This window comes from Anaeromonas frigoriresistens, assembly GCF_016820655.1.
Taxonomy (GTDB): domain Bacteria; phylum Bacillota; class Clostridia; order Tissierellales; family SIT17; genus Anaeromonas; species Anaeromonas frigoriresistens.
In genome coordinates, this window is the sequence record NZ_WSFT01000029.1 from 60686 (window position 1) to 86009 (window position 25324).

Below are 25324 nucleotides of genomic sequence, written 5' to 3' on the forward strand. Positions count from 1 at the left end.
ATGATGAAAAGAATTTTAATAGCAGATGATGAAAGAAATATGGTATGGGCTCTTAAAAGAGCATTAAAAGATGAAGACTATCAAGTGATATCATCAGAAAATGGTGAAGAAGCAATAGGAATAATAAAACAATCTGAACCTGATTTAGTACTGTTAGATATGAGAATGCCCAAAATGAATGGTATGGAAGCATTAAAGAATATTAAAAGAATTAATAAAGATATTCCGGTGATTATGATAACAGCCCATGGAACAATGGGAAGTGCTATTGAAGCTATGAAAATAGGAGCTTTAGATTACATATCTAAGCCTTTTGATGTAGAGGAATTAAAGATAATAATACGAAAAGCTTTAGATATTAGAGATATGACAAGACAAATAGAGTTTCTTACTGATGAATTACGAAATGAAACGGGAAAAGAAATTATTGGTGAGAGTAATAATATGAAACAAGTGTTAGATATCGTAAACAGGGTAGCTACAAGTAATGCAACGGTATTGATAACAGGAGAAAGTGGTACAGGGAAGGAATTGATAGCTAATGCAATTCATTATACTAGTGATAGAGCAAAAATGCCCTATATAAAAGTGAATTGTGGAGCTCTTCCAGAGAATCTCCTTGAGAGTGAATTGTTTGGTCATGAGAAAGGATCATTTACAGGAGCTATTAGTAAGAAATTAGGTAGATTTGAAAGAGCTGATGGTGGAACTATATTTTTAGATGAAATTGGAGAAATAAGTCTTTCTATGCAAGTGAAGTTATTAAGAGTACTTCAAGAAAAAGAACTAGAAAGAGTTGGAGGAACAGAAACCATAAAAGTTGATGTTAGAGTTCTTGCAGCAACTAATAAAGATCTTGAAGAAATGATCAGAGAGGGTAGTTTTAGAGAGGATTTATATTATAGACTTAATGTTATACCTCTAGAATTACCTCCTCTTAGGGATAGAAAAAATGATATTCCTTTACTGGTTCAATACTTTTTAGATAAATATTGTAAAGAAATAGGGAGAAGTAAAATGGAGATAACTGAGGGTGCCTTAGAAATTTTAACTAAATATCAATGGAAAGGTAACATAAGAGAACTTGAAAATATTATAGAAAGACTTGTAATATTAAGCAGAAGTAATATAATAACTAAAAGAGATTTACCAAAAGAGTTAATATCTTCTGATAATCATCCAGTAGAATATACGTTACCCGAAGAAGGTATAAATTTGGATAAAGTAGAAAAGAGCCTTATAATTCAAGCACTAGAGAAGGTGAATTTCAATCAAACACAAGCTGCCAAACTACTGGGTATCTCTAGGCATACCTTGCTTTATAGAATAGATAAACATAGTATTAGAAATGAAAAATAATAGAAGATTATAAATATAGCTGTTTATATACTAAACTACCAAAAAAATAATAATTTTAAAATAGCATAGGAGTGATGACATGTTACATGAATTTTCAAGAACAGAAATGGTTATAGGAACTGAAGGGTTAAATAAATTAAGAAATAGTACAGTGGCAGTATTTGGTATAGGTGGAGTAGGGACATTTGCAGTAGAAGGACTAGTAAGAAGTGGAGTAGGAAAGTTTATATTAGTAGATGATGACGATGTTTGTCTTACTAATATTAACAGACAAATTCATGCCACACTGAAAACAGTTGGTAAACCAAAGGTAGAAGTTATGAAGGAAAGAATACAAGAAATAAATCCTAAAGTGGAGGTTATAACTTTCCAAGAATTGTATAATAGTGAAAGTGCAGAGAGACTTTTATCAGAAGACTATGACTATGTAATTGACGCTATAGATATGGTTTCTGCGAAACTTGATTTGATAGAGAGATGCAATAAAATGGGTATCCCAGTTATCAGTAGTATGGGAGCAGGAAATAAATTGAATCCTACTATGCTAGAAGTTGCTGATATATATGATACTTCTACTTGCCCACTTGCAAGAGTAATGAGAAAGGAATTAAGAAGAAAAGGAATAGATAAACTGAAAGTAATTTACTCAAAGGAGAAGCCAATTGAGCCAAAGGTAGTAGAAGGAGACTGTAAGACTAATTGCATATGTCCTAATAAAGATAGAACCTGTGTGGAAAGAAGACAAATTCCAGGGAGCACCTCCTTTGTTCCATCAGTAGCAGGACTTATAATTGCTTCAGAAGTAGTTAAGGATATTATAAAATAATAAGGGCTATAATTTTTTAGTTTTATTTAGGGCTAGTATTTTATAAGAAAAAAGCATTTACGATGATTGAAACATATATAAAGAATAATTAAAGGTCAAGTCCTCGCTTGACCTTATTTCTTTTGTTTTTTTTCTCGTTCTTTGATTATAATTCTTTCGATGATTTCATAAATGATTTTATAAGCATCCATAGTAATATATATGATTTTGATAAATAAGCTATGAGTATAATTAAGATTTTCCTCTGATTTGATTTTGATCTGCAATTATCTTTAATGCTTGATATTCATCATAGTCTAATTCCATTACAAAGGAACATTGGGGACAACTAATATAATATCTAGTTTTTCTAGGTACAAGTAGTCTGAAGAAATTTTTATTTCCTTCATAAACTTTCTTTTTATGAATAAGATAGGAATGATTTTGACCACAACCTTCACAAGTAGGATTTATTCTATCCAATAAAGGAGATTCTTTTATTTGATTAATTAAAGCTGTTCCTTGTGATGTTGGTTTACTATGATCCTTATTATAGAATTCTTTCATATTAGAATGTCCTCCTTATAGTTTAATATTAAATAATTCACTTACATTATAAAATATCCTTCCATTTAATAGAGATATCATCATTCTTGATATATATTTTATCAATAAAGTCTTTTAATAAAATCCTTTTCTCTTCAAAATTAGCTTCTTTCCATATAAGGTCTATTTTATCAATATATTCTAATATTTCATCTAAACCTATATTAGTGGTACTAACTATAGGTTTGCAATTTTTTTGTAGAGTTTTTTGAATTTTGTCTTTATCTTTGTAGAGAGGCTCAATTCTCTGTGAAAGTTCAATAGATGGTATATGTTCATATTGATAGAGATTCATAAGTTTCGAGATTTGATTTTCTATAGATTTGATCTTATCCTTTAATATCTTTGTATCTACAGATTGAGTTTTAGATTTTTGATGTTTATTATGAATATTAATTAGTTTATTTCTATCAAGATGAATATTTTTGAAATTACTTATAATATATTCATCCACTTTCTCCATTGGTATATGCTTTCCTGGGCAGTCTGGATCTTTTATCATGTAAGTTGGAGTACCAGATGAGGAATAGCAAATATAATAATAATGTTTTGGACCATTTTTATACCTAGTAATCCAAGTTCCTTTCATTCTAGCACCACAATATCCACACCAGATCATACCTCCTAATAGATACTTAGAGCTAGGAAAGGAATTAGTACTTCGCTTCTTTATCAAGATTTGTGTTTCATCATATAGTTTTTCATTAACTATACCTTTATGATTTCCTGGGTAAACTTCTCCTTTATATTTTATAAATCCCTTATATACAGGATTAGTTAATATTCTTTTAATGGCATTAATATGCCACATACCACCATTTTTCTTTCTATAGCCTTGGGCATTAAGTATATCTGCAATTTTTTTATATCCTTTGCCCTCCCCATAAAGGTGAAATATTTCTTTAATTTGTAGGGCTTCATATTCATCTACTTTTAATTCTTCCTTATCCTCTAAATATATATACCCAGTAGGTACATGGGCGCCTCCACGCCATAGACCTTCTTTAGCTCGGCGCTCTTTACCAAGTTTAGCTCTTTGCTTTATAGTTTCTCTTTCAAGTTGTGCAAATACACTAAGTATTCCTATCATAGCTTTTCCAAAGGGACTTGTGGTATCAAATGCTTCCAACAGACTTACGAAGTCTACATTTTTATTGAGGAACTCATCTTCTATGAGATGTAGGGTATCTTTCTGACTTCTAGAGAGACGATCTAGTTTATAAACTAGAACAATATCGAAATTATCTAAATTATCTAGGAGTTCTTTAAGGGCAGGTCTATTTATGTTACCTCCAGAAAACCCACCATCTATATATACATCATAAATTGACCAATTTTTAGCTGTACAGTAAGCTAGAAGTTTATCTTTTTGAGCAGGTATAGAGTAACCTTCTTTAGCTTGTTCTTGAGTAGAAACACGAATATATATAGCTACTTTTTTCATGGTACCACCTCTATATAACTTATATGAGAAACAGAAATAAAATAGACGAGGTCTTAATATTTTCTCTTTAATATATTTACATATAATGGGTTCATTGATAATATATACTTAAATGAAATATCATACATAGAGGGGGATGAATATGTTCAAAAAAGTTCTTGTGTTGATTGCAATTTTATCTTTACTATTGATGGGATGTGATGATTTAGATTCTACAAATTCACAAACAACTGACTCAGATGATGACGAAATTTACACTATTGATCTTTTAGAATTAAGTGAAGAAGAGATGGGAATCTACGATGAATTTAAGAAGAATTATGATGAATCTGAGCTCAAAGGGGTAGAGCCACTATCAATATGCAAGATGTATTTACATGCTGGATATAATAAAGATTATGAAACCCAGTATGAACTATATATTAAAGATGAAGAATATGTTCAATGGTCTAAGGAAGAAGACATGGAATTCCCAGAGAAGGATAGAATGAAGTCATATGAGGAATTCCAAAGTGTAGAGAATTTAAAAGTAGACATTACGGAACAAAAACATGCAAATATTAATTGGGACCATCCTGAAGAGGTTGATTCAGATGGAAAGCCTTATAGATTTGGTTTTAATCTTGTGAAAAATAAAGATGGAATATGGAAAGTTCATTTTATGCCATTACAGTAATGAGTAAAATTCATATTAGAGTTAAAGGATAAATCACTACAAAGGAGTTGGAGCTCTTGTTTCTTATCAATATTATATTTACGTTAGTTGGTGGAGTATTTATAATTTTAGGGTATTTGATATGGATTAATAAAAGCCTATGGTTAATAGCAGGCTATGATGAAAGAAAAGTATTAGATAAAGATGGACTTGCAAAATATGAAGGATTACATCTATTTATTATGGGGATTTTTGTTATAGCAATTTCTATATTAGGATTAATTTTTAATAAGAGTAATATAATATGGCAAACAATATTAATATTATTGATGAGTATAAAAATGGCTGTTGGCTATAAGAATTTTCAAAAAAAGTAGGCTTAAATAAGTATTAAATATATAACACTTAGATTATTTTTATCTAAGTGTTTTTGTATTGAATTTATTAAAATTTAACAGAAATAATAAAACTATGAAGAGTAGAAATAAAAACCAACAACCTGATCCGTTGGTACAGTCCACCTTTGAGTTAAATATCTAATACCTGCTGATAACTCACCATCTGCTCCTCCAAATTGTTCTATTATTAAAGCAGCTAGAGCAGGATTACAGGAGTCTACTCTTACAGGATATTGTATTTTTTTTTCATAAATCCACATAAACTAACCTCCTTTAATCATAACGACATTTTTCATACTCGATATCCCAAGGCCAAGGACCTTGTATATATTCCCATGGACACATGGACATACCAGTATAAGTTAATGGTCCATACTTTGAACTATAAAGTGTAGTTAAATCTTTATATTTTTTAGATAGTGTATTATGAAGCATTAATGCTCTTTCATCAGTAGGGTGAGTATCTAGATAAAGGTTAGTCTCTACTAAAGAGAAACCTACTTCCATTAAATCTTGTAATAATTTCATTTGATTAGAGTCCATTAAAACACCTCCAGCAATCTAACATTTTTTCTTTTTATCATATACTTTATATGGCTTATATAATTCAGGGAATATAGTGCCTTTGCATAAACCTTCACCAGGCTCATAAACCTTACACATTTTTTGATAAGGAACATAAGCATGGGCTAATTCGTACTCAGGACATTTATATTCATTTTCAGGATACATTTTCTTATCCATATAAACCCTCCTTCAAACTTTCTATTCACTATATAGTACGTAGATTTATAGATTACTGTGATAAAAATATAATCTTGAGGCATAAATTTCTGTTATTATATATAAAGAGGTGATTAAATATGATGAATGGATATTTTATGGTAATAATTTCAATGTTGATTTGGGGAAGTATAGGTGTTTTTGTGAGATATATAGATTTAGATTCTGAATTGATAGTGTTTTATAGAGTACTTATTGCTGGGATTTCAATACTCTTAATTAAAGGAAAAGTATTTATAGAAAATAGAAGGGATATTCTAGGGAAGGAATACTTTTTATTAGGAGTAGGAGGAATATTTTTATCCCTAAATTGGTTATTTTTCTTTAAGGCCATAAAGGTTACCACTATATCTTCGGCTACACTAAGTTATTATACAGCTCCTGTATTAGTTACGGTAATGAGCATTTTTATTTTAAAAGAGAAGATAAAGATTAAAGAGATATTTGCCGTTTTATTAAGCTTCATAGGAATAATAATAATGGTTTCAGGGCCTAATATGCTATCTTCTGAAGCCACATCAATAGGAATAGGATATGGATTAACTGCTGCAGTATTTTATGGGCTAGTAACCATAACTGGGAAATTATTAGAAAATGTATCTTCATATTCTATAGTACTTATACAAACTCTTGTGGCATCTTTATTTTTTATGCCTTTTATAAATGATTTTCATGTGATAAATATTAAGAATTTCATATTATTATTAGTTGTTGGATTAGTGCATACCTCTTTAGCTTTGACATTATATTTTGAAGGTATAAAAAAAATAAGGGTTCAATCTATAGGAGTTTTATCCTATATTGACCCTCTTAGTGCAGTACTATTTGCTTTTATATTTTTTCAAGAGATACCTAGTATTATGACAATTGTAGGAGGTATCCTTATACTAATATCTACTTATATAGTAATAAATAAATAAATAAATAATTATTTATATCTATATAGAGTTAATTTTAATGAGTTTTCTTCGAACACTATATCAGCTTTATCTACCATCATACCAACTATACTCAATTCTGAATCATGATCTGACTCACCTGTTAATTCCCAGTAAAATTCTTCCATTTCAGCTTGTCTAGGGCAATTAAGTAATTTTTCTAGACGAGATACTTTTTTATTACTATAGTCTAAGTTATCCATTTCTAATATTATTTTGAAATGATCTTTATTATTCTCTACAGACATATTCATAAGTTTTGCACCATGTAATAGACAGAATGTAGATAATTCATCAATAATTTTGCTGATTTTTTTTATTTCATGATTCAATATTAATCCTCCTTTGAAAATGCATCAAGTATTGGAACAAGTACAGAGGCAACGATACCTCCAGAGAAACCATTATTATATAAATTTACTCCTCCATGGAGAGATCCAATATTCATAACTACTGAAAGATGGATAAATCCACTAATAAATCCAGCAAAGACACCATATTCTCCTGCTATAGGAGCTAAGGTTGTGCCGAATAGACCTGCTATAATTACTAAGGTAGAGTCCACATCCCATATATTTATAAACCCAGCTGTCAGTACTCCTAGTAGAACAGGTATAGTATTTTTAGGGTGTTTACCAAAGGCAGAAAATCCTATTATCGTTAATATACCACCGACGATAGGTCCGTTAATTGCTCCATCAGATATTATAACATATAAAATCGAAATTAGTCCCATAATACCCATATTTATAAAAGTATTTCCTATGCCAATAAGCATAACGAAGTCTGTAACTAGTCTTCCAGAAAATTCAAAGATGTCTAAGAATCCTTTGAAAGATTTGTTGTTTAAGAAATAACCAATAACAAACAAAATAATGCTAAATGAGATTAAAATATATTTTAAAATATTATGATACTCATGGGATAATATTAATTGAGTATTTACATCCATACCAAAACCTCTTAGTACAGAAATTAATATAGTGCCAATAAAACCTGCTGTAAATCCTACATTATATATATTGTACCCATCATGAGCTCTAACTAAATGGGCTGACAAAGGAGTTACTACAAATCCTATTACAGTACCAAACAGAATTCCAAGAGCTAGACCTTGTTGAATAGGAAGTCCTAATCCAAAGGATAACTGACTTACAATTGGAGATAGAGCGGTGGCAAACATAGTGATATACAATACACTTCTATAGCTTCGTTTTTGATACCTTGAATATAAATATGTTCCCAAATATATCGGCCATACATTAAATATGTTTTTACCAAAAAATGCAAAACCAGCTACTATAAATACTCCAGCAATAGCAGTACCATTTATAGGTACTTTAAGTTTATGGAGCAGGTAGATATTAAAGAAACTAAGAATAGCTGAATTTATAAAGGTAGCACCAATCCCACCAATAACCAAGTAATCGGTTAATAATAAATCTTCACTTAGTACTATATTATAAAGGCCACTTAGTATTTGATTTATGTCATCTAAAATGAATCCCAATATAAACATTGTAATAGGTAATATTAATAAAACATATTTCTTTATTGAATTCTCTGATTTATCTACATTACAATATAGATTTTTCACAAAATCTTTCTTCAACGGGTCACCTCCGAAATTTTATTTTTAATTATTTTTTACCATATGAATAATTTGTATGTGGAATACTAAAAGATAAGAGTAAATAGACAGGTTTTTAATGTAAACACTTTTTTTATTTTACCACATTCGATAAAAAAATAAAATAATTTATAATAAATCCTTGATAAATTTACGATTATATCGTAAAATCATAATATAACGATTTTAGGAGAGTTTAGAATGAATATTGATAAAATAGATTTATTTAATGAAAAATCAGAAGTATTAAAAGCTTTAGCCCATCCTATCAGATTGTGCATTGTACAAGGTTTAATAGAGGAAGAGGGAAGAAACGTAACTACAATGCAAAACTGCTTGAATGCTCCTCAGTCTACAGTATCTCAGCACTTAAGTAAGCTAAAAGCTGCAGGTATTATAGAAGGTAGAAGAAAGGGTACAGAAATCAATTACTATGTAGTAAATGAAGATGCGAAAAAAATAATTAGTTCTATTTTAGATTAGTAATTGGATTGATTTAAGGGCGAAATAATTTCACATGTTTAAATATGTATTTATTTTAACAAAATAATCGTATAATTATAATATATTGATATAACGTTATAGGAGGGATTGTATATGTCAAAGAAAGTGCTAATAGTCGGAGGGGTTGCTGGTGGAGCTAGTACCGCTGCAAGACTTAGAAGAATGGATGAAAACTCAGAAATAATCATGTTTGAAAGGGGAGAATATATCTCCTTTGCAAACTGTGGATTACCATATTATATAGGTGGAACTATTGAAGAGAGAAATGCTTTATTACTTCAAACCCCAGAGGCTATGAATGCAAGGTTCAATATTGATGTTAGAGTTAATAATGAAGTCTTAAGTATTAATAAAGATAAGAAGGAAGTTATAGTTAAAGATCTAAAGGAAAATAAAGAATATAGAGAGTCTTATGATGTATTAGTACTTTCGCCAGGGTCAACTCCATTAAGGCCTCCAATTAAAGGTATAGATGCATCAAATATCTTCACATTATGGAATATACCAGATACTGATAGAATAAAGGGATATGTGGATGAGAAGAAGCCTAAAAGAGCAACTGTTATAGGTGGAGGATTTATAGGTCTTGAAATGGCTGAAAATCTACATGATAGAGGATTAGATGTTTCAATAGTTGAGATGGCAGATCAAGTTATGGCACCAATTGACTATGAGATGGCTCAAATAGCTCATAATCATATAAGAAGTAAAGATGTAAATCTAGTATTAGAAGATGGAGTTAAGGAATTTAAACAAAACAATGATGGATCTACTACTGTTGTATTACAAAGTGGTAAAGAAATAGTATCAGATATTATTATTCTTTCAATTGGTATAAGACCAAACTCTTCTTTAGCTAAAGTAGCTGATCTAGAAATGAATAAAAGAGGCGGAATAATAGTAGATGAGTATCTAAGAACTTCCGATAAGAGTATATATGCTTTAGGAGATGCTATTGAAGTTATTGACTTTAACACTAAAGATAAAACAATGGTTCCTTTAGCAGGGCCAGCTAATAAGCAAGGAAGAATAGCTGCTAATAATATTGCAGGTAGAGAAGAGGCATATAAAGGAACTCAAGGAACTTCAATTGCTAAGGTATTTGACTTAACAGTTGCTAATACTGGTATAAATGAAAAGACACTTAAGAGAAATGGAAAGAGATATAGAGAAGATTACTTTACTTCTATAATTCATTCAAAATCAAATGCTGGATATTATCCTGGAGCTATACCTATGACAATAAAACTTATTTTTGATAAGGATGGTAAAGTATTAGGTTCTCAAATAGTTGGGTATACTGGAGTAGATAAGAGAATAGATGTATTAGCTACTGCAATTAGATTTAATAGTACAGTGTATGACTTAAAAGAACTTGAATTAGCCTATGCACCACCATATTCGTCAGCAAAAGATCCAGTTAATATGGCAGGATTTACAGCTGAAAATATTCTAAAGGGAGATGTAGATGTTATCCATTGGCATGAAATGAAAGATCTAGATATGGATAAAACTATAATCCTTGATGTAAGAGAAGCTATAGAGAGAGAACTAGGATATGTAAAAGGCTCAATAAATATAGAGGTAAATGAATTAAGAAATAGATTAGATGAGCTAGATAAAGATAAACTTATAGTAATATATTGTGCAATCGGAGTTAGAGGATATATCGCTACTAGAATATTAAAACAAAATGGATTTAATAATGTTAAGAACTTAAGTGGTGGATATACAACATATAGCTGCATGTTCTGTCAAGAAGATGGAGATATGTGTGGAGGACATACGTGTGATGCAGAAGTTGAGTATGATGAAGCAGGAAATCCGGAGCATATAGAAGATATTCATCAAGAAGAAATTGGAGAGACAGTAAAACTTAATGCTTGTGGTCTACAATGTCCAGGGCCAATAATGCAAGTATTTAAGAAAATGAAAGAAATGAAGGATGGAGATGTATTAGAAGTAGAAGCTACAGATCCAGGTTTCATGTCAGATATAAAAACATGGTGTAAAAGAACAGGAAATACTCTTATTAGTACTGAAAAAAGAGATAAATCTTTTGCAGCAATAATAAGAAAAGGTGTGAAGAATAAACCTACTACAGCACCAGTGGCTAATCCAAGAGAAGATAAGAGTATGGTAGTATTTAGTGGAGATTTAGATAAAGCTATTGCTTCATTCATTATAGCTAATGGTGCAGCAGCAATGGGAAGAAAGGTAACAATGTTCTTTACATTCTGGGGACTTAACGTCTTAAGAAAACATGACAAAATAAATGTAAATAAAGGATTCATGGATAAAATGTTTGGAGCTATGATGCCAAGAGGTAGTAGAAGATTAGGATTATCTAGAATGAACATGGCTGGTATGGGTTCAAAGATGATAAGAAGAGTAATGCAAGATAAAAACATAGATTCATTAGAAGATTTAATCTTAAAGGCTCAAGAAAATGGAGTAAGAATAGTAGCTTGTGCTATGAGTATGGATGTTATGGGAATCACAGAAGAAGAATTAATTGATGGAGTAGAAATGGGTGGAGTTGCAAACTACCTAGGAGCAGCAGAAGAATCAGATGTAAATCTATTTATATAACTTTTAAAACTGGTGATAATATCACCAGTTTTTTTATTATTCATTATAAAACTTATTTTTTAAAAATTTGTTACACGCTTTATGAAATGGGTAGAAATAACTATATAAAAATAGGAATAATTACCTAATAAATCTACTTTGGAGCGAAAAAAACTATGGATATAAAAATAGAACAACTAAACAAACAGGGAACTTCTTATAAAAAAATAATAAAAAGTGGAGTTTTACTTTTTATTGTTTTACTTGGATTTGTGTATACTTCATTTACAAACTACTTATTTTTTCATACTTTAGCTGAACTTTTTACTGTTATTATAGGTATGTCTATAGGAATAATAGCGATAAATACTCATAAAATATCTAAGACTCAATATTTTACTTTTTTAGGTTTGAGTTATAGCTTTGTTGCAGGTTTTGATATATTACATACATTGACATATGAAGGTATAGGCATATTTGACTATGGTCTTAATGTTACTGCTCAATTATGGTTAATTGCTAGATATATACAGGGGATATCTCTTCTAGTATCATTTTTATTCATAAAATATAAGTTTAATATAAGAGTATTTATGGTCTTATATGTATCTGCTAGTATATTAGCTTTATCTAGTGTGTTTGTAAGTGAGAGTTTTCCCATCACATTATTGGATGGGGGAGGTATGACAAGGTTTAAAGTAATTAGTGAACTTATTATTACTGTATTTTTAATATTAAGTATAATACTGATGGTAAAGTTTAAGAATTTTTTTCATAAAGATGTATATATATTATTGATTTGTTCTATGATTACTATGGTCATTTCTGAATTGTTTTTTGTTTCTTATAGTAGTATTCAGGATGATTTTAATATGCTTGGACATATCTTTAAGACAATATCTTTTTATCTATTATATAAGTCTATTAATGGTATAAATTTAAAACAACCCTATAAATCACTTTTTTATCAATTGAGCCAATATAATATAGAACTTAAAAGAAAGTCTCTACAATTAGAAATAGCAAATCAAAAATTGAAAGTATTAAGCTTAAAAGATTCCTTGACTGGATTATATAATAGGTCTTATTTTGAAGAGGAGATTAAATTAATGGAAGATATGGATTATGAAACGTTAATAGTTTTGATTGCAGATTTAGATGGACTTAAACGAGTAAATGATACCTTGGGACATCATATAGGAGATAAATATATAAAAGAATCAGCTGCTATTTTAAAAAAAACATTGAGATCAGATGATATACTAGCCAGGATTGGAGGAGATGAATTTGCTATTATACTATATGATTTCAATGAAAATGAGATGGAAAAATTAGTAGAGAGAATTAGGGAATCAATAGAGAAATTTAATCTTAATTTCAATAAATTTGAAATAAGTATATCATTAGGTTGGGATATTACAAGGAAAGGGGAAAAAACAGTTTTAGAAGTAATGAAGAAAGCTGATTCTAATATGTATGCAGATAAAATAAAGCATAAAAACAAATCATCAAGGCTCTCTAGAAGTTTATATACATCTTAATGTTGGGATGTTTTTCTAAAAAACACAAAGATTTTTAATATTATTGTTTCATAATAATATATTGGGGTAAATTTTTATTGGCAAGATATCATATATAAAGGGAGGATGTTAATTATGAATGAGATGACAGCAGCTAATCTTAGATCTGCTTTTGGAGGAGAATCAAAAGCACATATGAGATATAAAGTATGGGCTACAAAAGCTGAGAAGGAAGGTTTTCCAAATGTTGCTAGATTATTTACAGCGGTAGCATATGCTGAAGAAGTACATGCATCAAATCATTTTAATGCATTAGGGGATGAAAAAGGAGAATATTTAGTTGCATCTATGGCAGGGTTTGGAGTATCTGATACTTCACAACATCTAGAATGGGCTGCAGAAGGAGAACATTTTGAAATTCATCAGATGTATCCTGCATATCTTGAAGTAGCAAAGATGCAAGGAGAAAAATCTGCAATAAGATCAATGCATTATGCTATTGAAGCAGAAAAAATCCATGAAAAATTATATATTGAGGCTAAAAAATCAGTTGATAATGGAGAAGACTATGATATAGAAGATGTACATATTTGTGATGTATGTGGATATACCGCTATAGATGGAGTACCAGATGTATGTCCAATCTGTGGAGCTAAAAAAGAAAAATTCACATCGTTTATAAAGTAAAGAAGTAAGGGACTCCCTTACTTCTTTTTTATTGTTAATATCGCTATATCATCATTCTTAGCTTTATTCATCGTAAGTCGTTCTAATATCTTGTTAATAAATCTCACTGGGGTTGGAGAGAGTAAACTCTCGTAAGAATGTAAATAATTCATTACAGTATCAATGCTATGCATTGATTTAGATCTCTCATAAAGACCATCAGTATATAAGAATATCAAGTCTTCAGATTCTATATTAACTTTGGAATCATGAAAGGTTGTATCTGAAGAGATACCCATTAGGGTATCATTTCTTTTTAAAAAAGAAGCTTCTTTTTTAGACTTTTTATATAGTATAGGATAAGGGTGGCCGGCAGAAGAATAAATAAGTTCATCATTATGTATCGTTCCAACAAATATAGAAAATATAATTTCATTATACTTTTCCATCATACTACAATATGTAGCATTCATAGATTCTAATAAATCTTTTGGAGATAGGTCATAGGTTGCTAATTGATTAAATAGAGCTTTTACCATAAAAGATACCATAGCAGAAGCTACTCCATGGCCCATTATATCAGCTATCATAAACCAAGTTTTGTCTTTAATAGTTATGGTGTCATAACAATCTCCGCCCAATCCAGTAGAAGGTAAGTACTTCCCATAGACTTCGACATTATCATCAGTTTTATGGTTAAACATTAAAGAGTTTTGTAGAATTTTAGCTAAATCAATTTCTTCTTTATTTATTTTATCTTTAGTTAATAGATATTTTTTATGAGTATAGTATTCCAGTGCATTTTTAATTTTAATAGGTATAAAAAAATCAATATCTTCTGATTTTAATGGTTTTATAAAATAATCCATAGCTCCTATTTCTAGAGTCTTTTTAATTACATCTTTATTACTAATGCCAGAGTGAACAATTACAGGAATATCTTTATGATTTTCACTGGATTTAATTTCAGATAATACTTCTAATCCATCTTTTTTAGGTAAAGCCAAATCAAGGATGACTAGATCAATATCATTATTATAGATAACTTTTAGAGCTTTAATTCCGTCATCTGCTTTATAAATATTTATATCTTTTAGTGTAGAACTAACTATTGCCGATATCAACTCAACATTTCTAGGTAAATCATCTACTATAAGGATATTTCTTTTCACTAAATTTACCCCCCAATTTAATTTTATGGTGTATATACAGCCTTATTCATATGGTATAATTAATTTAAGAATCAGATATATTCAGAAAATTATGTCGAATATATCTTAATTATAGCACTTAAATAATGTTTAATAAATATCATTATTTAGTGTATTTATTTTAGGGGGTGTATGAATGGAATTATTGAAATTGAACATTCAAAAGGATATACCTAAAATTGAAAAAGAAGTACTAAAGGGTTATGAGTTAATCCCTGATCCTATATTAATTCATGCAGGTGAAGAGATTATCTACTGTAACAATGCATTTATTCAGTTCTTTGAATTTAAAAATAAGAATAATGCTATGAGATATCGAATAATATCACTTATTCATCCCGATAGTGTTGAAGAAATTCTAAGACTTAATGATGAAATAACATTTAATAAAGTTGAGCCTCTAATAGAATTAAAAGTGAATACAATAAACGGTAATGAGAAAAAAGTAGAAATTCATAGAAATATGATATCAATTAATGGGAGAATAGCTACATTAGAAGTGTTAAGAGATATTACATCAAGAGCTTACTTAGATGATTATATTAAAAAAAATGAAGAAAAATATAGAAATATGTTAGAGAATTTACCCCTAGCTGTTATAAGGTTTCAAGACAATATAATCACATATGCAAATCAAGCGGCTGTTGAATTATATGGATTTAATAGCCCTAATGAACTTATAAATATGCCTATGAGTACCTTTAAACATCCTGATTATGAAAATGAATATTTAAAGAGAAGAAAAGCACTATTAGATGGAAAAAAAATTAATCCTATAAAAGAAGTTAAGATAATAAGGATAGATGGAAAGGTTTTGGATGTGGAGATTGTATCTAGTATTATTGAAAGTGAATACGGGCAAGAATTTATAATGTTAGTTAGAGATGTAACTGATAGAAATCGACTAAATGAAAAATTACAAGAAGTACAAAATCGATTCAATGCAATTACAGAGAGTACTAGTGATTGTATTATTGTTCATAGGGATTTTAAAATAGAATATGTAAATAACAATATGCTCAATTTATTGGGTTATGAAAATAAGGAAGATCTTATAGGGAGAGGAATAGAATATATAGTACCTAAAGAATACCTTAAAACTATAAAAGAAAGATTAGAAAATGAATATGTTAATGGTATAGACTATAAAAATACTCAATCAAAGGTGATATCTTCTACTGGAGAGATAATAAATTTAGTTATTTCTACAATACAATTTGATTTGAATAATAAACCAGCTACTATGGTAGTTGCTAACAGGATTGATAAGCAAGAGATATTAAAATTAGCTAGTGAACTAGAAGAAAAAGAAGAAGAATTAAAGCGACTTAATAGTTTTAATAAATCTAAATCAGAATTTTTTGCTGTTATGTCCCATGAATTAAAGACTCCTCTAAATGTAAACCTTAGCACAATTCAACTTTTAGATTTATATATGAATAATGATCTATGGGAAGATAAGTTTGAGAGTATCAAGAAGCATCTCTATACTCTAAAGAAAAATTGTTTTAGACAATTAAAGATAGTAAATAATTCTATCGATATATCAAAAGTTTCTTTAAATGATTTTGAAACAAGATTCAAATATTATGATATTGTGGATATATTAATACAAATAGTAAACACGATAAATCATACTATACACTATAAAGAAATTAAGACTTGTTTTAATACCACATTTAATAAGAAGATAGTAAAAATAGATCCCAATGTTATACAAAAGGTAGTGTTAAATCTGATATCAAATGCTTACAAAGTAAGCAAAGAAAAGGACATAGTAAATGTTACATTAACAGAAGTAGGTGGACAGGCTATTATTACTGTGGAAGATAATGGTCCAGGAATATCTGAAGAATATGTAGATAGTATATTTGAACCTTTTTCCCAAATGGGTTCTATACTTACTAGACCCCATGAAGGAGTTGGGCTAGGATTATCCTTAGTGAAGTCATTACTTGAAATACACGGTGGTAAATTAGATATTCAAACAAATATAGGATTAGGAAGTAGATTTTCAGTTATACTACCTAAAGAAGATTTCAAGATTAAAGTCTTGAATCTTAATAAACATGAAGTAGAAAAACAGATAGTCCAAGTGAATTTTTCTGATCTATTTCTATAATAAAGGTCTTACTTTATCCCTAGTCCTTTTTAGTGGAGGTAAAAATATGATAGATATAAGTGTAAATAATATAGAAAAGTATTTTGGAGTACATAAAGTTTTAAATGGAGTTTCCTTTGAGGTGAATACAGGAGATAGGGTTGCCATAATAGGAGAAAATGGTTCAGGAAAGACCACCCTATTTAAAATATTAAATAAAGAGGAAAACTATGATAACGGAGCTATACATACAAGAAAGGATATAAAAGTTGGTTATTTAAGTCAGATTCCTCAATATGAAGACAACACTAAGGTCAAAGATGTATTATATTTAGCTTTTAATGAAGTATTAGATATAAAAAAACAATTAGATAAAATTCAGTATAGTATGGTAAAGGCTAAAGAGGAGGAATTAGATAGGTTAGTAACAAAATATGGTGAATTACAGAATAAATTTGAATTTCTAGGTGGATACAGAATAGAAGATAAAATAAACAGAGTTACTACTGGACTTAATATGAATGATGATTTTTTAGAATGTGACTTTAACCAATTAAGTGGTGGAGAAAAGACTAAGGTAATGTTAGCCCAGATATTAATAATAAATCCGGATATATTATTATTAGATGAGCCTACAAATCATCTAGATATTCAATCTGTAGAGTGGCTAGAAGAATATATTAAAGATTATGATGGATCTGTTCTAATAATCTCTCATGATAGATATTTTTTAGATAGAACAGTAACAAAGGTACTAGAATTAGATAGAGGAATTATAAAAGAATACATAGGTAATTATACAGGCTATATAGAAGAAAAAGAAAAATTTCTTGAAATCCAAATGAATCAATATCAAAATCAACAAAAAAAGATAAAACAGATGGAAGAAGCTGTAAAACGCTTTAGAGATTGGGGAGATAGAGCTGATAGTGAGGCTTTCTTTAAAAAAGCTAGAAATATGGAGAAAAGAATTGAAAGAATGGATAAAGTTGATAAACCACTAAAAAATAAAAAGAAAATATCTCTTAATTTTGACTCTGTTCATAGATCTGGAAAAGATGTTTTAGTTGGAGAAAATATATGCAAATCCTTTGACGGAGATATTATATTAAATAATATAGATTTCAAAGTGTATTTTGGTGAAAAAATAGGACTCTTAGGAGATAATGGCAGCGGTAAATCCACATTATTCAAAATTATTATGGGGGAATATGCAGAAGATTCAGGAATTCTTAATATAGGAAGTAGAGTAAAAATAGGATATTTATCACAGGAACCAGTGTTTGAGGGAGAAGAAAAAAGTCTTTTAGATTTTATAAGGTATGATTTTAATATAGGAGAAGAAGAAACTAGACGGATATTAGCCTCATTCAATTTTATAGGAGATGATGTATATAAGACAATATCAACATTATCTGGAGGAGAGAGGATAAGGCTAAGACTATGTCAGTTAATGAATACGGAGACAAATCTTCTATTGTTAGATGAACCTACAAATCATTTGGATATTCCATCTAGAGAAAAATTAGAAAAATCTTTAATAGAATTTGATGGAACTATATTCTTTATATCCCATGATAGATACTTCATTAATAAATTAGCCGAGAAAATATTACATATATATAATAAGAAAATAATCGAATATGTGGGGGATTATGAATATTATAGGATGAAAAGAAAGGATCTAGAGGATAAGGAAGTTGTAAGTAAAGCTGTTATTAATGAGAAAACAGCAGAAATTAAAAAAGCAACAAGTAAATCTAAACCTAGTAAAAACAAGATAAAAAAAGTTAAAGAGTTAGAAGAAAATATACTAAAATTAGAAACTGTAATAAAAGATAAAGAACATCAAATGAGTAATAATGGCTCAAATATTGATGTTTTAGGGGAATTGTTTAAAGAAAAAGAAAACTTTATAAAGCAATTAGATGAAATAATGGAAGAATGGCTAATTCTAAAGGAAGAAATTGAAGGGTAAAGTTCTATTATTCGAAATAGGTCTGTTGATATTATTCATAATCTGATATAATATAACATAATAAACGAAAATATAATATTAAAATTGTAAATACGACAGGAACCCACAAAAGGGGTGTGATTATGATTAATAAAAGAGTGTCTGATTTTAGGTTAAATAAAGACTATTTCCAATTAATATATACTCTTATTTTTGGTATAGCTGCTATATCATTAGTGAGTTTCACTAATTTTTTTCATCTAGTATTAGATAAAGAGCTGTTTTTAGTGTTTCATACATTACTAGAAATATCTAGTGTTTTGATAGCTTTTTCTATATTTTTAGCACTGTATAATATATATGATTATTCTGATAGAATAAGAAATATTATATTTGCTAATACATTTTTTATAGTAGGTGTTCTAGATACGTTTCATTTATTATCCTATAAGGGAATGCCAGATTTTATAACCACAAATATAGCACAGAAGGCTACTGCTTATTGGATATTTTCTAGACTTATTATGGCTTTAGGAATACTTTTAGCATCACTATTTTCCGATGAAACAAGAACGGATTTAAATAAGAAATACTTTCTTTTAGTAAGTGTTATTATTTCAGTAGGTTTAGGATATTTAATAGTTTATGAGAATAATATTATTCCAGCTTTATTTGTTGAGGGATCTGGACTTACAATGACAAAGATTGTTTTAGAATATATAATTACCTTATTATTCATTATATCCATACTGTTAATTGGAAAAAGAAATGCTAGAGTTTCTCATAAATTAAATATAACTATGATATCAGCCTTAATACTTTCAGTATTTTCAGAAGTGATGTTTACCGCATATATAAATGTCCATGATGGTATTAACGTATTGGGACATGTATTTAAGACTTTATCTTATTTTATTATTTTTAAGGTTCTATTTATTGAAAATATAAGAGACCCTTATATGAGAGTTTCGAAAATGAGAGAAGACCTTAAATCTTATGTGGACAAGCTAGAAGGTGCAGTTAAGGAAAAGACTGAAGAAATGGCAATTACTAATTACAAATTAAAAGACATGAATAATCGAATGCTTAATGAATTGGAGTCTGCTAAGCAAATTCAAATGGCCCTTATTCCTAAAAAAGATGTAAAACATCTAGGGGTTGAATTTAACTCTGATTATATTCCTTGTGGAAAATTAAGTGGAGATTTTTATAAATACTTTAAAATAGATGATAAGCATGTAGGTATGTTTCTTATTGATGTATCTGGACATGGAGTATCTTCAGCAATGCTAACAATTTTCGCTGACAGAGTATTAACTCCATTTGATGATGAGGTAGATAAAGACTTTTATTTAAATCCAGGAGAAGTATTAAAAGATTTCTATGAAGTATTTAACGAATCTGATTTTCCTGATGAGACCCATATGGTGCTAGTATATTCAGTATTAAATATAGAAACTAATGAATTTGTTTATTCTTCAGCAGGGCATAACTGTAAACCTATCCATATTAAGAATAATGGTGAAGTAGAAATACTTGAACTTAAAGATGGATTCCCTATATGTAAATTAGGTGATGTATTTGTTCCAGAGTTTACAAACCAAAAAATCAATCTAAGTAAGGGAGATAGAATATTACTCTATACTGATGGGGTTATTGAAATACAAAACAAGGATAAAGAACAGTATGGTATAGAGAGGCTATTAGAATTAACAACAAGAAAGAAATACCTAACTTCTAGAGGGATACTGAATAAAATATCGGATGATTTAAATAGATTTAGAGGAAAAATTGACATTGATGATGATATAACAATGTTTATTATGAATATAGACTAAAAGCAGAACCTATTGTTCTGCTTTTTTGGTATACAAATAAATAGAAGTGACAATAATATCTCCTGATAGGGGTGATATATTGTTTATTAGAATTTTGATTATAGCTATTACACCAGCTATATCTATTGGTCTAGCTGTATATTTAACTGATAGATATGATAGAGAACCAATTAGTTTGTTAGCTAAATCCTTTGTAGGTGGAATGATAATAGTATTACCTACTATAATTGTAGAAAGGTTATTAGTACGATTTAATATATTTGGAGGAGTTTTAGGGATTTTATATACTGCTTTTATAGTAGCAGGTTTTACAGAAGAATACTTTAAACGTTATACTGTATTAAAGGTCGCCTATCATAAAGAAGATTTTGATGAGAAATTAGATGGTATAGTCTACTCTGTATTTGTATCATTAGGCTTAGCTACGGTGGAAAATATAATGTATCTATTAAGATTTAGTAATTTCAATCCCTATGTAGGTTTATATAGGGGAGTTCTATCTGTACCAGCACATGCTGTATTTGGAGTTACAATGGGGTACTATCTTTCTTTAGCAAAGTTTTCAACATCGGAAACTGAAGAAAAGAAAAATATAAGAAAAGCGTTATATATGCCACTTGTACTTCATGGGATATTTAATTTTATTCTTATGCTAGGGATACCACAAACTACTTTGATATTTATTCCCTATGTATTTTATTTATGGAAAACCAATCAAAAGAAACTTAATAAATATATTTATGAGTCAAAGGTCAATTTTTTAGATAAGGATAATTTTGATAATTGAAATAGTGATAGGGTATATGAAATAATACAATTAAACTAATAAAGTGGGGGATTAATTTGAAGAGGTTAATTACGAGTATTTTTATAATAATTTTTATAGTTCTAGGAGTATTTATAGGATCTTCATTTATAGATAATTATTTTGATGATGATATAGTAGAAGATAGTGACAATATACAAGATGAACCTAAAGATGAAGAAGATGACATAGTGATAGAGGAAAAGCCCGAGTATTCTTTTCTTTCATTATCAGCAACAGGAGATATAATGTTTCATAGCAGTCAATATAAAGCGGCTTATGACTCTAGTACTGGTGAATATGATTTTAAAGAAGTATTTGAGCCTGTAAAAAAACATCTTGAACAGGCAGATATTGCTATTGGAAATTTTGAAACGACTACAGCTGGGGATGAGTATGGTATAACTAGTTATCCTTCCTTTAATAGTCCCACGTCAACTATGGAGGCTATAAAGTATGCAGGATACGATATATTAGCTACAGCAAATAATCACTCAGTAGATACTGGAAGAAAAGGTATAGTTAACACAATAGATAATATTAAAAATAATGATTTAGATTATGTTGGGACAAGTAAAGATCCTGGAGTAAGATTTTTATTAAAAGAAGAAAATGGTATAGTTTTATCCTTTTTGTCTTATACCTATGGTTTAAATGGAAACGAGAGTAGATTAACGGCAGAAGAACTAACATATATGGTTAATTTGATTGATGAAGAAAAGATAAAAGAAGATATAGAGAAGGCGAAAAATGTATCGGATAAAGTAGTTGTATTTATTCACTGGGGAAATGAATATAATAGAGAACCTAGCACATTTCAAATGGAATTAGCAGATAAAATGTTTGAGTGGGGAGCAGATGTGATATTAGGTAGTCATCCTCATGTGATCCAACGATCAGAAATGATTAAAAAGGATGGAGAAGATAAATTTATTATTTATTCCATGGGGAACTTTATATCAAATCAAAGAAGAGAGACTTTACCTTCTACTATGAATAATATTTATACTGAAGATGGAGTAATTGTAAATATAGACTTTAAGAAAAATTTAGATACAGAAGAGGTAATAATAGATAAAGTTAATTATATACCTACATGGGTCCATAAATATTCCGCAGCAGGTAAAAATGAATTTAGAATTCTTCCTGTACCAGATTATGTAGAAAATGAAGAATTATCCAGTGTTGTAAGGGATAAATTGAGAAATTCTTATACTCATACTATGGAGTTAATGGAAGAAGTTGAAATAGTAGAATAATAGATTTTAAAAACTGAGGTATCACTGAGATACCTCAGTTTTATTAAATTAATTAACAATTAATAATATTTAATCGACTTTTGAGGTTTTAAAAGAATCCTTAATATTATATAATTCTATTAAAGGATTAATTAAATCTATACAGAAATATATAATATAATTTATAATGCAGAGGTGTTGGATTTGGAGTATTTTAAGGGACTGTTTTTAAACATAGGGCTAAGAGATCTGATTGATATGACTATAGTGGCCTTTGCCTTTTACAAAATTTATACTTTGGTCAAGGAGACTAGAGCTGAACAGCTTATTAAAGGTATAATAGTGCTATTAGTAGCCACTAAAATGAGTGAATGGCTAAGGCTATTTACTACCCATTGGATTTTACAAAAGACAATGACTGTAGGAGTTATCGCATTACTAATAGTATTTCAACCTGAACTTAGAAGGGCGTTGGAGTATATTGGTAGGAGTAGATTTTTCACTAAATCCTTTATTGAGATAAAGGAAGAAGATATTACTAATGTTATAGAAGAGATAGTAGAGGCATCTGCATCACTATCAAGGCAAAAGATAGGTGGACTTATAGTTTTTGAAAGGGAGACGGGATTGGGAGAAGTTGTTGAAACTGGAAGTGTGATAAATGGTACCGTATCCAGTGGTCTATTAATAAACATATTTATTCCTAATACACCCCTACATGATGGAGCAGTAATAATAAGAGATGATAGGATTAGAGCAGCAGGATGTGTACTTCCTTTAAGTGAAAGTATGAATATAAACAAGGAACTAGGAACAAGACACAGAGCGGCCTTGGGAATATCTGAGAAATCAGATGCATTAGCAATAGTAGTATCAGAAGAGACGGGAGCTATATCTATTGCTGATAGAGGAAAGCTTTCTAGATATGTGGATATCAAAACATTACGTCAAATTCTTCAAAATATGTATAGCTCGAATACTAAAAAGAAACAAGGACTTCTATTAAGATGGAGGAATAAGAATGAAAAAGATAGATCTGACGGATAGAAATTTTACAATGAAGATAATCGCAGCATTCTTTGCCTTTATTATGTGGACCTATGTAATGAGTGAAGTAAATCCTCGAATAGTAAAAGAAATTCCAAATGTACAAGTTACTATACTAAATGAAGAGAGTTTAAGTCAGAACAATCTTTCTCTTATGGGTTTAGATGATAATAGCATTACGGTCGAAGTGGAAGGACGAAGAAACGATATAATAGGCATAACTCAAAAAGATATCATTGCCCGGGTAGACTTAAAAGGGTATAGAGAGGGTGTTAATAAAGTTCCTATCAAAATTTCTGGGGTGCTTAATGGGGAAATAGTAGACTATTATCCCAAAGAACTTGCTGTTAATATTGATAGGATTGTAGAAAGGCAGATGCCAACATCCGTACAGTTAATAGGAAATCCTGTAGAAGGATATGCTAGTGGAGACCTCAATTTGTCGCCTGCTGAAGTGTTGGTAAGAGGACCAAAGAGTATAGTTAATACTGTGGATAGAGTTTTAGCAACTGTGAATGTAGAGGGGATTAAAGATGACATCTCTACCACAGTGCCTATGAAGCTATTAAATGATGATAATAAAGAAATAACTAGCCTTAAAAAAGAGCCTAATACTGTAAGTATAGATGTTTCGATTTTAAAGCTTAAGAAAGTATCTATCGAACCCGTAATTAATGGTGATCCTTTAGTAAACCATCAGTTGACAAACATCAAAATTAACCCTGAAACAATAACTATTAAAGGACCAGAAGAAGTAATATCCGGAATCGATAAAGTAAAAACTATGCCTATAGATATTTCCTATGAAAGTAAAAATATAAAAAAAGCAGTGGAGTTAGATTTGCCTGAGGGAGTATATATAGTAGATGATATAAAACCAGAAATAAGTATTAATATTTCTAAAGAAGAAAATAAAGTCTTGGAATTTGAGAAAAAAGAAATAATAGGAGAAAACATTAATGAAGCATATAATTTTATATTAGATGAGTCAGAAAATGAAAATAAAATTATAGAAGTATCTTTCATAGGATTAGAGGAGGAAGTTGAAGATATAAAAAAAGGTGATTTTAATTTATATCTTGATTTAAAAGACCTGTCACCTGGAGAGCATACAGTAGATATAAAAATAGAGAGTCCAGAAGGGATATTAATAGATGAAATAAAGCCTAAATCATTAAAGATAATAATAAAAAATAAAAGTGATGATGAGGAAGAAACAGACCCACCGGAAGAATCAGAGTAACTTAT

General features: G+C 29.4%; 24 protein-coding genes. 16 read left to right on the forward strand and 8 right to left on the reverse strand.

What is annotated here, in order from left to right; genetic code table 11:
- Positions 1 to 3: 3 nt before the first annotated feature.
- Positions 4 to 1359: a sigma-54-dependent transcriptional regulator gene (locus tag GOQ27_RS07240; RefSeq protein WP_425475010.1), complete on the forward strand. Its 1356-nt coding sequence runs from the start codon at positions 4 to 6 to the stop codon at positions 1357 to 1359.
- 79 nt (positions 1360 to 1438) lie between these two features.
- Positions 1439 to 2185 carry a tRNA threonylcarbamoyladenosine dehydratase gene (locus GOQ27_RS07245; protein WP_203366177.1) on the forward strand — a complete coding sequence of 249 codons (747 nt, stop codon included), beginning with the start codon at positions 1439 to 1441 and terminating at the stop codon, positions 2183 to 2185.
- Between the two features lie 231 nt (positions 2186 to 2416).
- Here the strand turns inward: GOQ27_RS07245 and GOQ27_RS07250 are convergent, their stop codons facing one another.
- Positions 2417 to 2731 (reverse strand): hypothetical protein, encoded by a 315-nt coding sequence (locus GOQ27_RS07250; protein WP_203366178.1) that lies wholly within the window; start codon positions 2729 to 2731, stop codon positions 2417 to 2419.
- Positions 2732 to 2777: 46 nt separating this feature from the next.
- The gene (locus tag GOQ27_RS07255) at positions 2778 to 4214 is read right to left on the reverse strand and encodes a recombinase family protein (protein ID WP_203366179.1); all 1437 of its coding nucleotides are present in this window, start codon (positions 4212 to 4214) and stop codon (positions 2778 to 2780) included.
- A 142-nt stretch (positions 4215 to 4356) separates the two neighbouring features.
- On the opposite strand from GOQ27_RS07255, the gene GOQ27_RS07260 reads away from it, so the two are divergent.
- Together GOQ27_RS07260 and GOQ27_RS07265 are read left to right on the forward strand one after the other, a co-directional pair.
- Complete coding sequence (locus GOQ27_RS07260) at positions 4357 to 4890, forward strand: hypothetical protein (protein ID WP_203366180.1); 534 nt, start codon at positions 4357 to 4359, stop codon at positions 4888 to 4890.
- A 56-nt stretch (positions 4891 to 4946) separates the two neighbouring features.
- On the forward strand, positions 4947 to 5246 hold the full coding sequence (locus tag GOQ27_RS07265; protein WP_203366181.1) for a DUF3784 domain-containing protein: 300 nt from the start codon (positions 4947 to 4949) through the stop codon (positions 5244 to 5246).
- A 92-nt stretch (positions 5247 to 5338) separates the two neighbouring features.
- On the opposite strand, the gene GOQ27_RS07270 is transcribed toward GOQ27_RS07265, so the two are convergent.
- The 3 genes from GOQ27_RS07270 to GOQ27_RS07280 are packed head-to-tail and all read right to left on the reverse strand — an operon-like array spanning position 5339 to position 6011.
- Positions 5339 to 5527: a manganese catalase family protein gene (locus GOQ27_RS07270; RefSeq protein WP_203366182.1), complete on the reverse strand. Its 189-nt coding sequence runs from the start codon at positions 5525 to 5527 to the stop codon at positions 5339 to 5341.
- Positions 5528 to 5540: 13 nt separating this feature from the next.
- Complete coding sequence (locus tag GOQ27_RS07275; protein ID WP_203366183.1) at positions 5541 to 5810, reverse strand: spore coat protein CotJB; 270 nt, start codon at positions 5808 to 5810, stop codon at positions 5541 to 5543.
- Positions 5811 to 5828: 18 nt separating this feature from the next.
- Complete coding sequence (locus GOQ27_RS07280; RefSeq protein ID WP_203366184.1) at positions 5829 to 6011, reverse strand: spore coat associated protein CotJA; 183 nt, start codon at positions 6009 to 6011, stop codon at positions 5829 to 5831.
- Positions 6012 to 6130: 119 nt separating this feature from the next.
- On the opposite strand from GOQ27_RS07280, the gene GOQ27_RS07285 reads away from it, so the two are divergent.
- On the forward strand, positions 6131 to 6970 hold the full coding sequence (locus GOQ27_RS07285) for a DMT family transporter (RefSeq protein ID WP_203366185.1): 840 nt from the start codon (positions 6131 to 6133) through the stop codon (positions 6968 to 6970).
- 8 nt (positions 6971 to 6978) lie between these two features.
- Here GOQ27_RS07285 and GOQ27_RS07290 read toward each other — a convergent pair whose 3' ends face one another.
- Entirely contained in the window at positions 6979 to 7320 is a 342-nt protein-coding gene (locus tag GOQ27_RS07290) for a hypothetical protein (protein ID WP_203366186.1), read from the reverse strand.
- Between the two features lie 2 nt (positions 7321 to 7322).
- Positions 7323 to 8600 (reverse strand): DUF1576 domain-containing protein, encoded by a 1278-nt coding sequence (locus GOQ27_RS07295; RefSeq protein ID WP_252187772.1) that lies wholly within the window; start codon positions 8598 to 8600, stop codon positions 7323 to 7325.
- A gap of 219 nt (positions 8601 to 8819) precedes the next feature.
- On the opposite strand from GOQ27_RS07295, the gene GOQ27_RS07300 reads away from it, so the two are divergent.
- From GOQ27_RS07300 to GOQ27_RS07315, 4 genes are all read left to right on the forward strand, one after another.
- Positions 8820 to 9101, forward strand: a complete 282-nt coding sequence (locus GOQ27_RS07300; RefSeq protein ID WP_203366187.1) for an ArsR/SmtB family transcription factor — start codon at positions 8820 to 8822, stop codon at positions 9099 to 9101.
- 114 nt (positions 9102 to 9215) lie between these two features.
- A complete protein-coding gene (locus GOQ27_RS07305; protein WP_203366188.1) occupies positions 9216 to 11714 on the forward strand; it encodes a DsrE/DsrF/DrsH-like family protein in 2499 nt (832 codons plus the stop codon).
- A gap of 155 nt (positions 11715 to 11869) precedes the next feature.
- On the forward strand, positions 11870 to 13234 hold the full coding sequence (locus GOQ27_RS07310; protein WP_203366189.1) for a sensor domain-containing diguanylate cyclase: 1365 nt from the start codon (positions 11870 to 11872) through the stop codon (positions 13232 to 13234).
- A gap of 114 nt (positions 13235 to 13348) precedes the next feature.
- A complete protein-coding gene (locus GOQ27_RS07315) occupies positions 13349 to 13900 on the forward strand; it encodes a rubrerythrin family protein (protein WP_425475011.1) in 552 nt (183 codons plus the stop codon).
- A 17-nt stretch (positions 13901 to 13917) separates the two neighbouring features.
- Here the strand turns inward: GOQ27_RS07315 and GOQ27_RS17460 are convergent, their stop codons facing one another.
- Positions 13918 to 15051, reverse strand: coding sequence for a SpoIIE family protein phosphatase (locus tag GOQ27_RS17460; protein WP_203366191.1), 1134 nt, complete (start codon positions 15049 to 15051; stop codon positions 13918 to 13920).
- Positions 15052 to 15226: 175 nt separating this feature from the next.
- On the opposite strand from GOQ27_RS17460, the gene GOQ27_RS07325 reads away from it, so the two are divergent.
- From GOQ27_RS07325 to GOQ27_RS07355, 7 genes are all read left to right on the forward strand, one after another.
- Positions 15227 to 17212: a PAS domain S-box protein gene (locus tag GOQ27_RS07325; protein WP_203366192.1), complete on the forward strand. Its 1986-nt coding sequence runs from the start codon at positions 15227 to 15229 to the stop codon at positions 17210 to 17212.
- A gap of 46 nt (positions 17213 to 17258) precedes the next feature.
- Complete coding sequence (gene abc-f, locus GOQ27_RS07330; protein WP_203366193.1) at positions 17259 to 19169, forward strand: ribosomal protection-like ABC-F family protein; 1911 nt, start codon at positions 17259 to 17261, stop codon at positions 19167 to 19169.
- A 122-nt stretch (positions 19170 to 19291) separates the two neighbouring features.
- Entirely contained in the window at positions 19292 to 20986 is a 1695-nt protein-coding gene (locus GOQ27_RS07335) for an MASE3 domain-containing protein (RefSeq protein WP_203366194.1), read from the forward strand.
- 79 nt (positions 20987 to 21065) lie between these two features.
- Complete coding sequence (locus tag GOQ27_RS07340) at positions 21066 to 21773, forward strand: PrsW family intramembrane metalloprotease (RefSeq protein WP_203366195.1); 708 nt, start codon at positions 21066 to 21068, stop codon at positions 21771 to 21773.
- Positions 21774 to 21829: 56 nt separating this feature from the next.
- On the forward strand, positions 21830 to 23050 hold the full coding sequence (locus tag GOQ27_RS07345; protein ID WP_203366196.1) for a CapA family protein: 1221 nt from the start codon (positions 21830 to 21832) through the stop codon (positions 23048 to 23050).
- A 183-nt stretch (positions 23051 to 23233) separates the two neighbouring features.
- The gene (gene cdaA, locus GOQ27_RS07350) at positions 23234 to 24076 is read left to right on the forward strand and encodes a diadenylate cyclase CdaA (RefSeq protein ID WP_203366197.1); all 843 of its coding nucleotides are present in this window, start codon (positions 23234 to 23236) and stop codon (positions 24074 to 24076) included.
- Positions 24051 to 25319: a CdaR family protein gene (locus GOQ27_RS07355; protein ID WP_203366198.1), complete on the forward strand. Its 1269-nt coding sequence runs from the start codon at positions 24051 to 24053 to the stop codon at positions 25317 to 25319. Before cdaA ends, GOQ27_RS07355 begins: the two co-directional genes overlap by 26 nt.
- Positions 25320 to 25324 lie beyond the last annotated feature (5 nt).